Annotated in this window: 15 protein-coding genes; 1 reads left to right on the forward strand and 14 read right to left on the reverse strand. The window is 31.5% G+C overall.

Translation table 11 applies throughout. From position 1 onward, the window contains the following. Positions 1-108: 108 nt before the first annotated feature. The 14 genes from SKC36_RS09515 to SKC36_RS09580 form a co-directional block, all read right to left on the reverse strand. The gene (locus SKC36_RS09515) at positions 109-1248 is read right to left on the reverse strand and encodes an O-antigen ligase family protein (RefSeq protein ID WP_459465705.1); all 1140 of its coding nucleotides are present in this window, start codon (positions 1246-1248) and stop codon (positions 109-111) included. Further along, positions 1238-2371, reverse strand: coding sequence for a glycosyltransferase family protein (locus SKC36_RS09520; protein ID WP_459465706.1), 1134 nt, complete (start codon positions 2369-2371; stop codon positions 1238-1240). The genes SKC36_RS09515 and SKC36_RS09520 overlap by 11 nt, the downstream gene beginning before the upstream one ends. Further along, positions 2371-4188, reverse strand: coding sequence for a hypothetical protein (locus tag SKC36_RS09525; protein ID WP_459465707.1), 1818 nt, complete (start codon positions 4186-4188; stop codon positions 2371-2373). Before SKC36_RS09525 ends, SKC36_RS09520 begins: the two co-directional genes overlap by 1 nt. A 3-nt stretch (positions 4189-4191) precedes the next feature. Further along, the gene (locus tag SKC36_RS09530) at positions 4192-5589 is read right to left on the reverse strand and encodes a DUF7033 domain-containing protein (RefSeq protein ID WP_459465708.1); all 1398 of its coding nucleotides are present in this window, start codon (positions 5587-5589) and stop codon (positions 4192-4194) included. Continuing rightward, on the reverse strand, positions 5589-6548 hold the full coding sequence (locus tag SKC36_RS09535; protein WP_459465709.1) for a GNAT family N-acetyltransferase: 960 nt from the start codon (positions 6546-6548) through the stop codon (positions 5589-5591). The genes SKC36_RS09530 and SKC36_RS09535 overlap by 1 nt, the downstream gene beginning before the upstream one ends. After that, the gene (locus SKC36_RS09540) at positions 6545-7498 is read right to left on the reverse strand and encodes a methionyl-tRNA formyltransferase (protein ID WP_459465710.1); all 954 of its coding nucleotides are present in this window, start codon (positions 7496-7498) and stop codon (positions 6545-6547) included. The genes SKC36_RS09535 and SKC36_RS09540 overlap by 4 nt, the downstream gene beginning before the upstream one ends. Positions 7499-7618: 120 nt before the next feature. Further along, positions 7619-8392 carry a class I SAM-dependent methyltransferase gene (locus SKC36_RS09545; protein WP_459465711.1) on the reverse strand — a complete coding sequence of 258 codons (774 nt, stop codon included), beginning with the start codon at positions 8390-8392 and terminating at the stop codon, positions 7619-7621. Further along, entirely contained in the window at positions 8385-9827 is a 1443-nt protein-coding gene (locus SKC36_RS09550; RefSeq protein WP_459465712.1) for an oligosaccharide flippase family protein, read from the reverse strand. The genes SKC36_RS09545 and SKC36_RS09550 overlap by 8 nt, the downstream gene beginning before the upstream one ends. Before the next feature lie 69 nt (positions 9828-9896). Then, complete coding sequence (locus SKC36_RS09555) at positions 9897-10928, reverse strand: Gfo/Idh/MocA family protein (RefSeq protein ID WP_459465713.1); 1032 nt, start codon at positions 10926-10928, stop codon at positions 9897-9899. A 2-nt stretch (positions 10929-10930) separates the two neighbouring features. Beyond that, complete coding sequence (locus tag SKC36_RS09560) at positions 10931-11506, reverse strand: acyltransferase (RefSeq protein ID WP_459465714.1); 576 nt, start codon at positions 11504-11506, stop codon at positions 10931-10933. 3 nt (positions 11507-11509) lie between these two features. After that, on the reverse strand, positions 11510-12634 hold the full coding sequence (locus SKC36_RS09565) for a DegT/DnrJ/EryC1/StrS family aminotransferase (RefSeq protein ID WP_459465715.1): 1125 nt from the start codon (positions 12632-12634) through the stop codon (positions 11510-11512). Between the two features lie 4 nt (positions 12635-12638). Beyond that, positions 12639-13931, reverse strand: coding sequence for a nucleotide sugar dehydrogenase (locus SKC36_RS09570; RefSeq protein ID WP_459465716.1), 1293 nt, complete (start codon positions 13929-13931; stop codon positions 12639-12641). A 238-nt stretch (positions 13932-14169) separates the two neighbouring features. Further along, positions 14170-14589, reverse strand: a complete 420-nt coding sequence (locus SKC36_RS09575; protein ID WP_459465717.1) for an adenylyltransferase/cytidyltransferase family protein — start codon at positions 14587-14589, stop codon at positions 14170-14172. Positions 14590-14598: 9 nt separating this feature from the next. After that, positions 14599-15093 carry an ArsR family transcriptional regulator gene (locus tag SKC36_RS09580; protein ID WP_459465718.1) on the reverse strand — a complete coding sequence of 165 codons (495 nt, stop codon included), beginning with the start codon at positions 15091-15093 and terminating at the stop codon, positions 14599-14601. 430 nt (positions 15094-15523) lie between these two features. On the opposite strand from SKC36_RS09580, the gene recJ reads away from it, so the two are divergent. After that, positions 15524-17254, forward strand: a complete 1731-nt coding sequence (gene recJ / locus SKC36_RS09585; protein WP_459465719.1) for a single-stranded-DNA-specific exonuclease RecJ — start codon at positions 15524-15526, stop codon at positions 17252-17254. The last annotated feature ends 100 nt before the right edge of the window (positions 17255-17354 follow it).

Below are 17354 nucleotides of genomic sequence, written 5' to 3' on the forward strand. Positions count from 1 at the left end.
CCTATGTAATAAATGTTATTCATTAAATGATCTTCTAATTTGAAAAATTATTTGAAAAAATAAATTATTTTTTTGGCGTAAACTGATGAAAATAATAATATTTTCTAATTAATTAGCCCCCCGATAATATTGATTTTTTTTCTCACTAATCAATTGAAAAATAATTAAAGCAACCCCAAAAAGTCTATAATCATCAATTAATGAGTTAATTAAAAATGGTATTGAGATTATTAATAAAAAAAACCACTGGTTTTTTGATTTTGGTAAAAAAAAATACAAAATCAAAGGTAAAGCGAATATTCCGTAAGATAAATTCAATCTAATTAAATCAGAATGTGGTCTAAATTCAACTCCATCTTTATATAAATCATATCCTACACCAAAAGGAAGAAAATTAATATTTTTAATAAAATATATATACTTATCTATTCTCCCTCCCCCAACACTTTCCTCTTGTTCCGTTCTTGATTTCGCTATTTCAAAAAACTCATTTATGTATTCACTATAAAAATAAAAACCTGAAAAAATTAATAATGATATTAAAATTATGAATGCTATTTTAAATTTTGTCCTTCCATTTTGAAAAAAATGGAATCCTAAAACAATCAATAAACAAATTAATCCTCCTCTAGATTGTGTGAATAAAATAGCTAATGAAGCAATAAAAAAAAACATAGAAAGCAAATAATTATTTTTTTCAATTATGACATATAATTGTAATGCCATAACAGTTAAATAAGCCGCTGAATTGGGATCACTAAATGCATAACCAAATCTCAATGATGCTATATTCCACTCTAAAAATTCTAGTGTTTCAGGATATAAAATTGAAACTAACGAAGCATAAATATCATTTCTGTAAAAAAAGATTGTAATTAAAAATAAAAGCCAAAAAAAATAAATTCTTAAAATCTTTAAAACTAATGTTTTTATTTTATCGAAATCAATTCTCAATTGCGAGTATGATAAAATAATTAATAACTGAAAACCTCTTTGGAGGTTTTTTGTTAAATTATGTTTGTCTTGAAAAATTGTTCCAAACAATATACTTAAAATTATTATTATTGAAATAATGAAAATAACAAGCCCTTTTTTTTTGTTAAATTTAATGGGGACGTATATCAAAACAAAAAGCAATGAAATGGGCAATAGTACAGAAAAATTAACCCTAGGTAAAATTAAAAGGTCAAATAAAGCAAATGACGCCAAATAAGAAGATAGTTTTAGATGTAGTTTATCACTTAACATCACTACTTGTATTTTTAATAAATTTTAGATCATTAACTAAAATTTCATTTATTTTTTCGCCTCTTTTACTCCAAGTATTTTCTGCTGCAAATAATATACGATTTTTATAATTATCCTCATTATCATTTTTCAAAGCCATTGACACCATATTAACAAAATCCTCCCCTGAGTTTGCCTGATAAACGAAATATGAAGGTAACTTGATTAAATTCGGTAATTTGTTAGAAATAATAGGTTTACCACATGCTAAATATTGAAATAATTTTGCTGGAACAGAAGAAACAGTATTTACCTGAAGATTTTTATAAGGCATCAAAAAAGCGTCTGCTTTTTGAAGAAAATGCTGAAGTTCGACACCCACAAGAGCGTCATAAAATTTAATATTTTCAAACTTCTCAAATCTCAATTTGATGTAAGGGTTCTCAACAGGTCCAATTAATCTAATTTCATAAAAATTTGTCTTAGCTAAAGATTCTAACCACTCAAATTCCAAATTGTCATGGATAAATCCCATAAAACATAAAATAGGTTTTGAGTTACTTTTGATTAAAATACTATTATTTATTTCAAAATCATGCCCTGAATAAATAACAGATATTTCCTTATTATCTTCTTCAATAAGACTAGCTAAGGCATCAGCACTTAAAAATATACGAGATGATTTACTAATAGTTTTGTATTGTTGTTTTCTTCTATGATTTTTTTGTCTAGAACTAGAAGACATACTAATAAAATCATCATTCATGAAATAATACTTTAAATCCCAACTAAAAGCAAAATAAATTTGATGAAAATCAAATTTGAAATTTAAAATTACTTTGTTGGGAGAATCAATTTTATCGACAACATTTTTAATTTTACGAGCTTGATATAAATCAAATATTGATTTTAAAAAATAAAATCTATTTAAGCCCCTTATGTAGCCCCCCAAGTTTAAAATAGCAATTGAATCTGAAAAAATATTCAAAGATTTCTTCTTTGAAGAATCTAACTCTACAAATAATATATTATTTTGTTTTGCGAGCTGCAAAGCAACATGATGTCTCATTCTGGGAATTTCATTCCAAGAAGTTTCAGTTGTTATTACTACTAAAGTCTTGGTATGGTCCTTAAAAATATCCATTAATACAATTTTGGAATTCTATTAATAGTTTTGATTACATCAGTAAAATCTAACCCTACCGCATCTAAATACCATTTAATATTTTGATATCTGGGTTGGTTCTCATCTGATACTAGAGCCAATGCTTCTTCTCTTGTAATTTGACCTTCTCTTATTTGATTACTACGAAATGTATCATGTTCTGTAAAACCAGCCACAATAAAATAAATATAATTATAAAATGCAGCTGTGCCGTCTCCGATTCTCCATGTTGTAGATGTATCGGGTGCTAACTCCCAATCATATTGTTTCAATGTTTCGTTACAAATAATTTCATCCCATCTCCAATAATCAAAAATATGAAAGTAATCTTCCTTTGTAGTAAAACTTCTATAGTACTCTCCTGATAATGTATCCCAGATTGATTTGTTAAAATATCCCGGACTTTGAAGCATCGCCATAAATCTTTTACTTTGATAATTTAATTGTTTTATGGCTCCATTAGAATAAACCTTCTTTTCTTCAAAATCTGGTGGTACACCCAAGAAACCAGCTTTAAAATGTGTGACTTCTAAAGGATTGACTCCCCATAAATTCAATTTAAGACCTGTTTGTTTTTTAACGGTTTCAATATATCTAAAAAAATGCTTATCTCCCGCAGTTAATATACTAATCATACCAAGATGAGGTGATTTCAACCAAGCCTTCAGGTTTAATGCAATATTCCTTCTTTTCTTAGAGATATCATCTGCAATAATTATGTTTTCCACCCCTAATTCAGAACACATCCTACTAATATTTCTGCGACCTAAATCAGTAACCATACCCCAATCATAAGTATAAGTTATTGCTTTTAAACCTAATTCCTTAGTCACCAAATGTAAACCCCAACAACTATCTCTCCCTCCAGAGAATGGGACTATACACTCTGGACCATTTGATTTTCTATAAGGTTCTACTATATCCAATAATTCCTTTTTTGGTTTTGGGTTATTTCTTGGTATATAATTATTACAATAGTTACAGACTCCTATTTCATCGAAATAAATAAATGGCATTGTTTCAGGCAAAATACACTTTGTGCATCTCTTAAGATTTATTGGCCTATATTCAAGTAATGCTTCTTCTTGTGAAATATTCTTGAAAGTAGGAATCAAATTCTCAATTCTTAGATTTATTTCATTAATCTCAATGTGATTTGATGGTATAATATCAAAGACCAAACCTTTAGAATCAACTTGTTGGATTTCTTCACATTTAACTTGTTCCAAAGCATATTTTTCCGAAGAAAAATAAATAGAACCACTAGTTTTTCCAACAAACAAACTACCATTGTTGGAAAATAAAATTACCTTACCTAAACTGGGTAGTGCTAAAGCTGCTGACACTGTACCTTTACAGTCAGATAGAATTTTTGCAGCCAAATTTTCAATTTCTATGTTTTTGTCTAAATAATATTTCGCTAACCCAACTATAGCTTCTGTGTCTATTTCAAATTTTCTTTCTAATTCTATTTTAGACCAAATAACATCTTCATTAACAACAATCCCATTATGAATTACAACTATTTCATCCCTAACAACCGGTTGATTATCACTTTGTCCATTTGTAATTAATCGACTATGTCCAAAAACAAAGTCTGAATTAATTTTATCTTGACTATTTAATAATTTCGATATGTCGAAATCTGCCCGAAAAATAACATACTTTTTCTTGCTATTATTATAATACATTAACCCACTAGAATCTTTACCACGTTGTCTTGCATGATTTGCTAATTCTTTTAAATGCTTTCTATTAATGCTAGTATTAGATAGGATACCAAAAATTCCACACATAATTTAATTATTTTGAATTAATTTATTATATATTATACTGGCCATATTATTTTCAAATGATGAATTATGCCACAATAATGTAAATTGACCGGAAATTCTCATAGAATCTTCTTTGAACTTAAGCATATACCTTAGCGCTGCTTCGGAATACCCTAACCCTAAATATTCATTTGAAATCACAGTTGTTTCCATAATTATCAATGGTTCTTGAAGCGTTTTTAATGCTTTCCTTCGTAAAATATTATACATGGGATATGTACGAGATGTCCCGGATCGATAACCTGAATTGTCAGCAAATGCCAAAGTTGAATCTGAATACACATTATTAGCATCAAGGATTCCAGGAGTATTTCGCGTAGACCATCTCAAGTAATGTTGACGACTTCTTAAATTATTAATTTTTATACCTTCCTCTCGTAACACTTTAAGAAAACGAACTACTTCTGATTCAAATAATTTTTCATTATTTAATGTGTCATAACTTGGATGAATTCCTATAATATGTCCTCTTGAGTGTATTTCTCTTAAAAGCAAACGCATATATTTACTACCAAAATCATAATTAGAATCAAGTTTATTTTTCCCGCCAGACAAAAAATAAAAACACATTACATTTCCTGCCTTTTCATTTACTTCCATCATCCAAATGATATTACTGTAATGTTGACTTAACAAAAAATTTCCTTTCAAACCTAAACATCTCTTCTTAAAATTTCGCAATGCAACCTTAATACTCTTTCTCTTTAATAAATCTGCAGAAACTCCTTTTATAATAGAAAGCATTGATGAGTTTAAATCGAACAAACTATCAACATCACAGGTAATATTGAGTTTGTTACTCTTCTCTTTTCTTTTAAGGTTGGGCCATAATCTATTAATTGCGACCCACAATACCTCAATATATTCATCAATTATTGGCCTATCTAAAAATTTAGCTTTGGAAGAAATTGAATTAAATGAACTATATCTCTGATGCAGATCTAAATTATCTCCTTTAATAAGTTCTTCATACCTTGATAACATAAAAAATGCCGAGCCAAAAATATCTATTGGTAAACAAATTTTAGTATTTTCTATAATTACTGAAGTCCTTATTTTTCCGTAGATAATAGGTAATTTATCATTTATTAACGGTATTTTACCTGATAACTCATTTGTATCCCAAATTTCCAAGGGCAAACTAGGTAAACTTGATTCGGTCAGCCAATTTTCATTCAAATTTTTAAAAAAAATATTTGGTAATTCAATCTGCTCAAATCCATAATTGGAAGTAATCATTATATCATCACAAAACGTGTTTTCTATTCTATATTCCAATCCAAATACATCGTTAAAAATAAAACTAGTTATATAATTTAATTCTGATTCAAAGGTTTCAAAATTGCATTTAATTATAATCATTATTTTTTTTGTAAACGATTTATAAATCTTCTTATGGAAATCAATTTTGATGGTGTTCTAGATATTGCAAAATATGGTACCTGAATTGCACCAAATGAGCGAAAATATTTTTCAATTGATTCAATCATGGACCCTTCAAAATCAAAAGTCCTACTTACTTTGGACGAGAACTTAATAGCTTCCCATATACATAAACTCATTGCACCACTTGTTCGAAGTTTAGGATCAGCCCCCCCCATTAAATAATAAGCACAATCATTATCCCAAATTATATATGCACCTGCATGATGTCGACCCTGTTCATCCTCAGCAATAAAAATTTGTCTAGAATTATTATTTTTACATGCCTCATCTAACCGCATTATAAAATCTCTTGAATATGGTAATTTAACCCCCTGCCTTTCGAAAGTTTGTGAATTGAGTACCAAAAAATCCTCAACTCTTAAATCTGTTCGAATAGAAAGGTTGAATCTATTAGTTGCCTTTCTTATATCACTTTGAATATTACTTTTAAAACCGGACCAAACTTTCTCTAAATCGCTTAGATCATAAAGTTTATATGTATAATTTGTGGTTTGGTCAAATCCACGCCAATAAAAAGGCAACCAATTATTATTTTTATAATGCCATTTTTGTTCAAAATGTGAGTATTGGGGTAATTGGTTGATTAATTCATCAAAATACTTTTTTTCTAATGATATTTTTTTTGAACTCCCTAATTTCAATTCACTAATCCATGGACCTAAAAATTGCGATTCCGGAGCATTTAGCAGAGAAAGCATACCCAGCTTGTTATAAACTTTATAATAAGGCATACTTGCTACAATTTTTGAATCATCTTCAACCAAACAAACATCCCAATTATCGCCACATAATGCATCAAGCCACCAAGCTTTACTAAAAATTGGAATAGAAATCTCTGTTTTACAAAATTCTCTGTATTTCTCTTTATTGGTCATAAAATTTTTATTACATTTTTTAACAATACAATAAAATTTATTTTACGCGTAAGTGAAATAAATCCAGTTTTCGTTGCCAACATATGCCTTCCACCAATTTTATAAATTTTTCCAGTATTATAATCTGCAGTTTTAGATTTATAAAAACTCCCGATTATCCATCTTGTACCTTTATATAATCCGTTTGGTTGCGGTATTGCATCAAGCCAATCTTCTGTACCGCGTAAAATATGCCAAATCCTTTCCCCTTGCCATTCATTCCAATTTATCAAAGTAGAATGTTCACTTAGTTTAATATTTCTAGCGCGGAGAGAAGATTTTTCAAAACTCTGACTTACCCTTGGAGCAACTCCCATTTCTATTTCATTTAGCGAACGAATTAAAAGCTTAATACCAAGGTTACTAATTAATCTATCTAACCTATCTTTTGAACGCAATCCAGGTTCAATCTCAATCTTATCTTGATAAATAATATCACCATCATCTTCACCATCACCTATATAATGAACAGTAACACCTGGTTTTAAATCCATGTTATAATAATACCAAAAACAAGGATTGGGGCCTGGATAATGGGGTAGAAAAGAAGGATGAAGATTGATTGCCCCATATTTAGGTATAGAAAATATTTTCCTTTTTAACAAAGAAGACATACTATAGACTACAATAATATCAGGATTTAAATTTCGAATCCAATCCTCTAAGCCTATATCATTGCTATTATTCATAACTTTGTATGGAACAGAAAACTTTTTACATAAGAGTTCCAAAGTTTGAACATTTCGAAATTTTCTTATTACTGATTTTAATTTTTTTATAAAAAACGATTCAGGTAAGGATTCCTTAAAATTTCGAGGTAAATTATCTAAAACACCAACAATTTTAAAATTTGAGTTTAAAAGCGGTTCAACAATCCTAGAAATACCTTGTGTTATTATAATTATTCGCATTAAATTTTAATTTAACCCAACATAAAAAATATAAATATGAACGAAAAAATTAACAAGTATAAAAACCATTGAAAACCAACTTACATTTCTAAAATTTTCATTGCAAATATTTTGAAAATCTTATTTCTTTTTATCTCGCATTAGACTAAAATAGAGATTTCGATTTTTCAAAGTTAATTGCTTCCATCTTTCAGATGGCAATGATTTTTTTACAAGTAAAAAACCAACTTGCTCAGAAGAAATAGATTTTAAAAATGGCATTCTTGAACAATAAAAATTTATATCTACTACATCAAATCCGGCCATATTAACCAATTTTACAACACCGGTAGTAGACATTTCGCTTATGTGAGTATCTAAATAAACGTTTTCTCTTAATAAAAGCTTTGTTCTACAATTTTCGGTCCAAACATTTCTCCACCATCCAGAGTTGGGCATAGTTAGAAATAACTGACCTCCTATATTCAACATATTGTTTATATTAACTAAAGCAGTAAACGGACTCACAAGATGTTCTAAAACTTCTTGAAAAAAAATAAGATCATATACATTTTTAATTTCTGGTTTTTCTTGAAATTTCGTTATATCAAAACAAATAAAATCACGAATTTGAAAATTTTTTGCCTTGGTATTTTCAAGAAACCCCGAACTAAAATCCATTAAATCCAAATCACATTCTTTGTAATTAATTATAACTTCAGAGAGATGCTCTGTTATAAATCCACTACCTGGACCTATTTCTAGTATGCTACTTCTTTTCTCTTGATTTTTCAAAAAATTTTTTAACACTTTTTGAGAAATTACTGCTCGAGGAAAATCCGTGGTTCCTGGCAATTCCTTAAGTTGCTCATATTCTGAACTACTATTGTAAACATCGAGAATGAATTTATACATATTTTTGATTTTTTAAATCATTATATTTTTGATATGAAACAATTACAAATATCAAAAAACCTGAACCTAACAATAATGGGTCGTTATTAAAAAAAAATTTCAATACAATTAATGGCAAAACATAAAAAAATGTTTTAAAATTTTCATAAAATATCTTACGAAAAAGAATTTTTAAATCTATTTTTGAAATCAAAAAAACTTGTAATAACAAGTATGCATAAGCAACAATTCCACCAAGCGAGAATAATAAAATTGCTACTCTTGCATTTCCACAAAGCCCTCCTAGTAATAAAGAGATGATTCTCATAAAAAAAATCAAACCATGCATTTTCAATTCTTTCTTTTGCTTTTCTAGAATTGAATAAACGGGACTAAGTGGAGAAGACAAAAACCACAAAAAAGCCCAAGGAGCTAATATTTGAACATAAACGCCAGCCTCACGCCATTGTAACCCAAAAAAAAGCTCAAATAAATTTGCGCCTAAAGTCATTAGAATCAGACTGGGCATTAAACCCAAAGAAAAAAGTATAATAAAAAGTTTTTCAATATCGCTTCCTAAATTACCTTCATGTTTACTTTTTGAACCATGTTGCAAAAAAACTTGATTAATTGCATTTCCCAATAGTGACATTGGCATTTGAATCAATCGAAAACCTAAACCATAAAATCCAACTATTGAAACAGGAAAGTAAAAAGCTAAAATTATAATAGGTGACTGCCATGAGGCCGTGTTCAGTAATGCTCCCAAACTACTATATTTAGGAAAATCCTTGTATCTAATTGCCCCTTCAATTAAATTTTTAAATTTAACTGAAAAAAACATGAATTTTATTTCATTTAAATTTATGATTTTAGAAAGAAGTATTATTAAATTAATTAATTGACCGATTATGCCAACGACTATTAATGTAATTGAAACGTTAAAACCTAAAAAACCAATACTAATACCTCCAATTGTAACAACTAATTGAGTAATTATTTGTGCAACAGAAATGTGTGAAAAATATTTAAAGCGAGTACACCAATAATTACAAGATGATGTTATACCAGCGAGAAAAAAGGTAATTGGAATTAACCACTTATAGGGGATAAGATTTTTAATATTAAAAAAGGCAAATAATTCATTTCCCAAAAATAGAATTACCAGAAAAAATAAAACTGAAAAAAATAAGGTAATAACAATGCTAAGTATTAAAAGATTAGTGGCCTCAGATTTTTTTCTAGGCAAAACAATTGATAGCTCATATCTCATACTTGCAAGAGGGATGAAAATTGTTGAAATCGATGTAAAAATCAACACTATTCCATAATTTTCAGCACCATATAGTCTAGTAATTATAGGTGCAGCAAGCAAAGTGATTATTTGACTAATAAAAGTTCCAGATGCCAGTTTTACTACATTCTTTTTAAAAGCCTCTGACTCTAAAATTTGCATTTAATACAGATTTTATACATTTATTTTCAATAGATTAATACCTGTAATCACAAGGGGCAAGATTTATATCTACTTTGCATTATAAATTCTTTCAATAATATCTACAACTTTCATTCCTTCCAAAGCATTTGTGGTAATACTTTCATTTCCAGAAATTACATTAGCAATATTTTCATAGATATAATGATGGTTGGCAGCCGAGCCTTTGTAAAGTCCATAATCATTTGGAGGATTACTTGCAGCCAATTCAGGCATTTCATAATCCCTTATATGACAATATTCTACTTCATTCATATATTGCCCCCCTACTCTAACAGAGCCGTTTTCAGCCACTAGGGTAATAGAACTTTCTAAATTTTTATCCCAAACCGCAGTAGAATAATTTAAACTTCCCATACCTCCATTCACAAAATCAAAACTCACAATACCAGAGTCTTCAAAATCAGTGCTTTTTTGATGAGTAAAGTCATTTAATTTAGCATTAATATTAGTTACATCTCCAAAATACCAATACATTAAATCGATAAAATGTGAAAATTGTGTAAACAAAGTTCCGCCATCCAATTTCTTAGTACCATGCCATGTTGTTGGTTTTCCTGTTTTCTTATTTGGTTTGTAATAACGATCATCTCTATTCCAATAACAATTGATTTGTACCATAAAAATTTTACCTAAAATTCCTTGATTCAACACATCTTTCAACCAAACCGAAGGCGGAGAATACCTATTTTGCATGACACAAAAAACTTGTTTATGCTTTTGAAGTGCCTTGAATATTATTTGCTCACAACCTGCTTTAGTCAATGCCATAGGTTTTTCAACCACTACATGCCAGTCGTTTTCTAATACTTTAATAGCTTGTTCTTGATGATACCCATTTGGCGAGGCAATGGCGACAGCATCAACAGTAATACCAGCTTGAATCATTTCGTCCAAGGAATTAAAAAAACGGGCACTTGTAAAATTTTCCAACCCTAGCTCTTCTTTAGGTTTGGTATCACATAATGCAACTAATTCAAAATCATCATTACCTACTATCATACTCGCATGACGCTTACCAATATGACCACAGCCTACTACTGCAAATTTAATTTTACTCATAACTATTTAATTTTGCTCACTGTATTGTTTTCTAATTTATATTTTTGTTGGCTTTCTTGGCAAACAGCGATTCCTTTATCATCAAATATTAATCGATGGCCATACTCTCCAACCCAACCCAACCGTCGTGCTGGATTTCCAACTACTAAGGCAAATGCAGGTACTGTTTTAGTCACCACAGCACCAGCACCAATAAAGGCATATTCACCAATATTATGTCCGCAAACAATAGTTGCATTAGCTCCTATACTTGCGCCCTTACCTACATGTGTTTTGGTATATTGATCCCTTCTATTGATTGCACTTCTTGGGTTGATTACATTAGTAAATACCATAGAGGGACCTAAGAAAACGTCATCATCACATACCACACCAGTATAAATAGATACATTATTTTGCACTTTTACATTTTTCCCCAGCACAACTTGAGGTGAAATAACTACATTTTGGCCTATATTACATTTTTCGCCAATAATACAGTTCGACATTATGTGACTAAAGTGCCATATTTTTGTTCCTGCTCCAATAGTACAACCTTCATCAATTATTGCTGTTTCATGTGCGTAAAAATCTTTCATGCGTTAATTAAAAAAGGATTTAATAGTATTGCAAATAAAATTCAAATGCTCAATATTCATTTCCGTATGAATTGGTAAAGACAATACCTCATCACATAATCTCTCAGAAGTTGCAAGTGAAAATTCTCTGGTAACAAACTGCTGAAAGGCTTCTTGTTTATATAGTGGAAGTGGGTAATATATCATACTCGGAATTCCATTTTCTGAAAGATACTGTTGTAATTTATTTCTCTTGCTATTTTTTACTTTCAAAGTATATTGGTGAAATACATGGGAGCTATTGATTTGTCGAGCTGGAACCTCCAGCTCATCAACGGTTGACAATGCCTCATCATAAAAGGTTGCCATTGCATTTCTATCAGAATTATACTTATCTAAATAGCATAATTTGATATTTAAAATTGTAGCTTGAATAGTATCCAGTCTAGAATTACAACCTAAAATTTTGTGATGGTATTTTTTTTCTTGTCCATGATTCGCTATCATTCTCATTTTGTTTGCCAATTCATCATTATTTGTCATCAATGCCCCGCCATCTCCATAACACCCTAAATTTTTCGAAGGGAAAAATGAGGTGCTACCAATATGACCAATAGTACCGGTTTTGGCCACACTACCATTAGAATAGGTATAATCGGCACCAATAGCTTGGGCATTATCTTCAATTACATAAAGATTGTGCTTTTCTGCCAATTTCATAATTGGTTCCATATCACACGATTGGCCATACAAATGCACAGGTACAATAGCTTTGGTCTTTGAGGTAATTGCTTTTTCTATCGCGGAAGCGGTAAGATTAAAAGTATCTGGATCTACATCAACCATAACGGGAGTAAGCCCTAATAATCCTATTACTTCAGCAGTTGCAACGTATGTAAATGCAGGGCAAATTACTTCGTCTCCTGGCTTTAAATCTAAGGCCATCATAGCAATTTGTAATGAATCTGTTCCATTTGCACATGGAATAACATGTTTTACACCTAGATATTGTTCTAATTTTAATTGGAATTCTTTAACAGCTGGCCCATTAATAAAAGAGGCACTGGCCATACACGAAATAACAGCTTGATCGATTTCGTTCTTTATTTTAATATATTGACCTTTAAGGTCCACCATTTCTATTTGCATTATACTATAGTCTAGCGTCAATTAATGATCGATTTAAAAATGCTTTGGTATCGAAAATTACAGAAGAGTTTGATGATTTGAGCAGATCTAAATCGAGTCCCAAAAATTCTTTATGAGATACTGCTAAAATAATACCATCATAGGTTTTATTTATTTTATGAATTAGTGTTATGCCATATTCCTCCACAACTTCATGTTCATTAGCATGGGGGTCAAACACATCAACATTAATATTAAACTGTTGTAATTCGTTTACTATATCTATGACTTTAGAATTGCGTATATCAGGACAATCCTCTTTGAATGTAATTCCCAGCACTAATACATTTGATTTTGAAATCAAATGATTTTTAGCAATCAAGAGTTTTACTAATTTATTAGCTACAAACATTCCCATATTGTCATTTACCCTTCTTCCAGATAATATCACCTGTGGATGATAGCCTAAGCTTTCGGCTTTGTGTGCAAGGTAATAAGGGTCTACACCTATACAATGCCCCCCAACTAATCCAGGCTTGTATTTTAAAAAATTCCATTTGGTCCCTGCTGCATCCAAAACGTCATTAGTATCAATACCCATTCGGTCAAAAATCAAAGCCAATTCATTAACAAATGAAATATTGACATCACGTTGTGCATTTTCTATAGCTTTGGATGCCTCTGCAACTTTAATACTAGGGGCTTTGTGTGTTCCTGCCTCTATAATAGTTCTATATAGTCCGTCAACAATTTCAGTAATTTCAGGGGTTGATCCGGAGGTCACCTTTTTAATTTTAGTTAATGTGTTTATCTTGTCTCCGGGGTTAATTCGTTCTGGTGAATAACCACAGAAAAAATCTTGATTAAATTTCAATCCAGAATATTTTTCTAATACCGGAACACAGTCCTCTTCTGTACAACCTGGATACACAGTAGATTCATAAATGACGACATCTCCTTTTTTGATCACTCCACCTACCATCGCTGAAGCTTTCATTAATGGAGTTAAATCAGGCGCTTTAAATTGATCAATAGGAGTTGGAACCGTCACAATAAAAACATTATAATTTTTTAGGTCTTCAACTGTTGTAGAAAAATTCAAGCCCAAACCAGAATTTAATTTAGCCAATTCCAAAACACTTTTCATACCAAGAAGGTCTGCTTCATTGGTCCGGTCAGTTAGTAGGTTAAGCTCTTGAATTCTGGATTGATTGATATCAAAACCCAATACTTTAAATTTTTTACCAAATTCGATTGCTAAGGGTAGTCCAACGTAACCCAATCCAATAATTGCTATTTTTTTTTCGTTTAAATTCATTTGGAAAGTTTAATATTTTTTACGCACCAAACTGCACACCAACACCCCTGTTTTTACTAATTTTAATAGACTTATAAAAAATTATAAATGTATTTTTTGCTATAAATCAATGTATTATTGTTTTAGGAATATCTACAAATACCTTTTACAGGTCTGAACTACACAAATTTTTAGGACTTTCTAACACAGCTTAAGTTGTTAAATTAGGTCTAAGATAAATTTCTATATTATTAGGTTATTACCTTAACAACCAAGATGACGATTGAATCTTATGGCCAAGTCCATCTAATAACCCGATACCCAATTTCTCGCAAATTGGTCTTTCTGGAATAGTATCATTATTTTGATCCCCTCCATTGGCAAAGGTCAATTGAAAATCATTAGCAAATTGTTGATGAATCCACTTTAAAGTAGCTGAAACGGTTCGATCTTGATCAATGGATAAAAAACATTGATCAACCATTTTTAAATTCTTTACAATATATAGTCGCTCTTTTTCATCTTGAAACTCCTTGCTTCCTTTTAAAGCTCTTTGAAAATCATTATTAACAATGACAAAAAGTAAGTCGCCCTTTTCTTTGGCGTGTTCAAAATACTCAATATGTCCCTTATGAATTGGGTTAAAATATCCACTTACAATAATAACTTTTTTCTTCATCCCACTTTACTAATTCAACAAATGAAAATAAGACCCCTTAAAGTTTTCCAAGAAAGCATGTTGCTCTTGGCTGGCATACACCGCTACGCGTATTTTTTTCTGGGGAATAAGCCCCTCGGCTTTCTGAATTAATTGATATAGATAATCTTTGTCCACATCACCAATCAATACTAAATCTACAAAAGGAGAATCTTTCCCCTCGGCTAAATCCCCAGTGAGATAAACCTTTTCTACATTACCTAGTTTATCTATTACCTGCTCAATGATTTGATCCAGGCCTACAAATTGCATGATAATTCCACGCAAGGAGCTAAACATCGGATGCGAGGTATTAACTGTATAATGCTTCACTTTGGTATTGTCCGGATCTACCTGAACTTTGATTAGATGCATCTCATTCAGTTTGTTCAATTCCAAACGAACCGTGTTACTACTCACACCTAACTCCCTTTCTAAACCACGTAGGTATACTTTACTTGCCGGATTAAGGAGTAGTTTGGTCAAAAGTTTGACACGTATTTTACCAGAAAAAAGGGAATCTATTTGCAAAGAAAAGGGGTGTCTTGCTACGGCTTCGCCAACCTGACTCACATATTGTGTGAGCAGACTGATACAAAATTGAGTAACAAAAATAAACTTTTATAAGTAATTTTTAAAGTCTTATTTATTATGTGGTCATATATTTCAAAAAAACTTTTTGTCTTAAACTTGGCCCATTTTGAAATATTCATTTTAGATAACAGAATTCGCAAGAGTAGGACAACAATAAAATCTTGTTCCTGATAATCTTCATATCCAACAAATCATGTAAGGCTTTTTACCGATATTTAGCTGTTAAAATTTATTTATTCCCGGTTCCTTTTGCTGACCCAAAATGAAGCCCAAAATACTTCTAGAAATTTGCGTAATTTGTACCTTGACTCCCGAATAAGCTATGTTGCCTAAAAAGAAATGGGCGCTGTTGCCTCCGCCAGATAAAGAAGCATTTCAACAACTCTCCCTTGAATTAAGTACCGTTAAAAATCCTTATTTCTTATCCTTACTTTTATCCAGAGGAATAAGAAACTTTGAGCAAGCCAAAGCTTTTATGCTACCTGAAATAGCATCAATCCATGATCCATTTTTAATGAAGGACATGGACAAAGCCGTTGAAAGGTTAGGCTTAGCCTTGGAAACAGGTGAAAAAATCCTAATATATGGCGATTACGATGTTGATGGCACCACTTCAGTAGCTCTGGTTTATGGTTATTTAAGTGAGATTCTGGGAGCCGATTGCGATTATTACATTCCCGACCGTTATTCAGAAGGTTACGGAGTTTCTCAAGCTGGTGTTCAATATGCCAAGGACAATGATTATAGCCTCATTATTTCCCTTGATTGTGGAATCAAAGCCCATGAAAGGGTAGACTGGTGCTCCAAACAAGGTATTGATTTTATTGTTTGCGATCACCATTTACCAGATGATATACTGCCCAATGCTTTAGCTGTTTTGGATCCAAAACGAAAAGATTGTGCCTATCCTTTCAAAGAATTAACGGGATGTGGCGTGGGTTTCAAACTACTTCAAGCATTCATTGAAGCCAATTTTTTAGAACCAGAACCACTATGGGAACGCATCGATTTATTAGCTTGCAGTATTGCCGCTGATATGGTTCCAATTACGGGAGAAAACCGAATATTTACCTATTTTGGTTTAGAAAAACTAAGTAACAACCCTTCTCCAGGATTAGCCTATTTACTTCAAAATGCGGGGAGAACGGCTCCCATCCAAGTAACCGATATTGTTTTTTCTATTTCTCCGGTCATCAATGCTGCAGGCAGAATGGACCATGCACATGGTGCTGTTAAATTATTACTATCCTCCGACATGTTGGAAGCAAGCCAATTAGCCGAGGCTGTTTTGAAACAAAATCAAAGTCGGAAAGAAGTAGAAAAAGAAATTGTGCAACAAGCCTTGGAAATCTTCCAACAAGATTCCTTCCTTCCCAATGCCTTTTCAACAGTACTTTTTCATCCGTCCTGGCACAAAGGCGTAGTAGGGATTGTAGCAAGTAAAATGCAAGAACACTATTATCGCCCAACCATCATTCTGACCGAATCAAATGGTCACTTAGTAGGTTCGGCTCGCTCTGTCAAAGGTTTTGACATTCATGCGGCACTTGAGTCATGTGCTGATTTGTTAGTTCAATTTGGTGGACATACCCATGCAGCTGGTTTACATTTAGAACCAGAAAACTTAGCTGCGTTTATTCAGCGATTTGATGAATTGGTAAAAATTGGATTAACAGAAAATCCGCCACAAGCTGAATTATTAATTGATTTAGCATTGCCTCTATCCGCCCTAAATCTAGCTTTTCATGATAAATTGTTGATTCGTCTTTCCCCCTTCGGACCAGGAAATATGATTCCCCTTTTTCAAAGTAATCAAGTTTACCAAACTGCCCCACCCACCATTTTAAAGGAAGCTCACCTGAAATTATTTGTTCAAGATCACCCTGAAAATCCGGCTATGGAAGTCATTGCCTTTAATCTGAGAGCCGACTTCTACGAGGGCTTAATGGATGCCTATTTGAATCAAAAGCCTATTTCATTGGTCTATCATTTGGAAGTAAATGAGTTTAGAGGAAACAGAAAGCTACAATTGAGGGCATTGGATATGGCTTAATATCGGTGGCTTCGAGTACATCAGCCACCGAATATTTACAAGATTGGTAATAATAATTCACAAGCTTGTTATAAACCTAAAGCAGTCGACTTCGAGAACC

It is taken from the genome of Aquirufa sp. OSTEICH-129A, assembly GCF_054558355.1.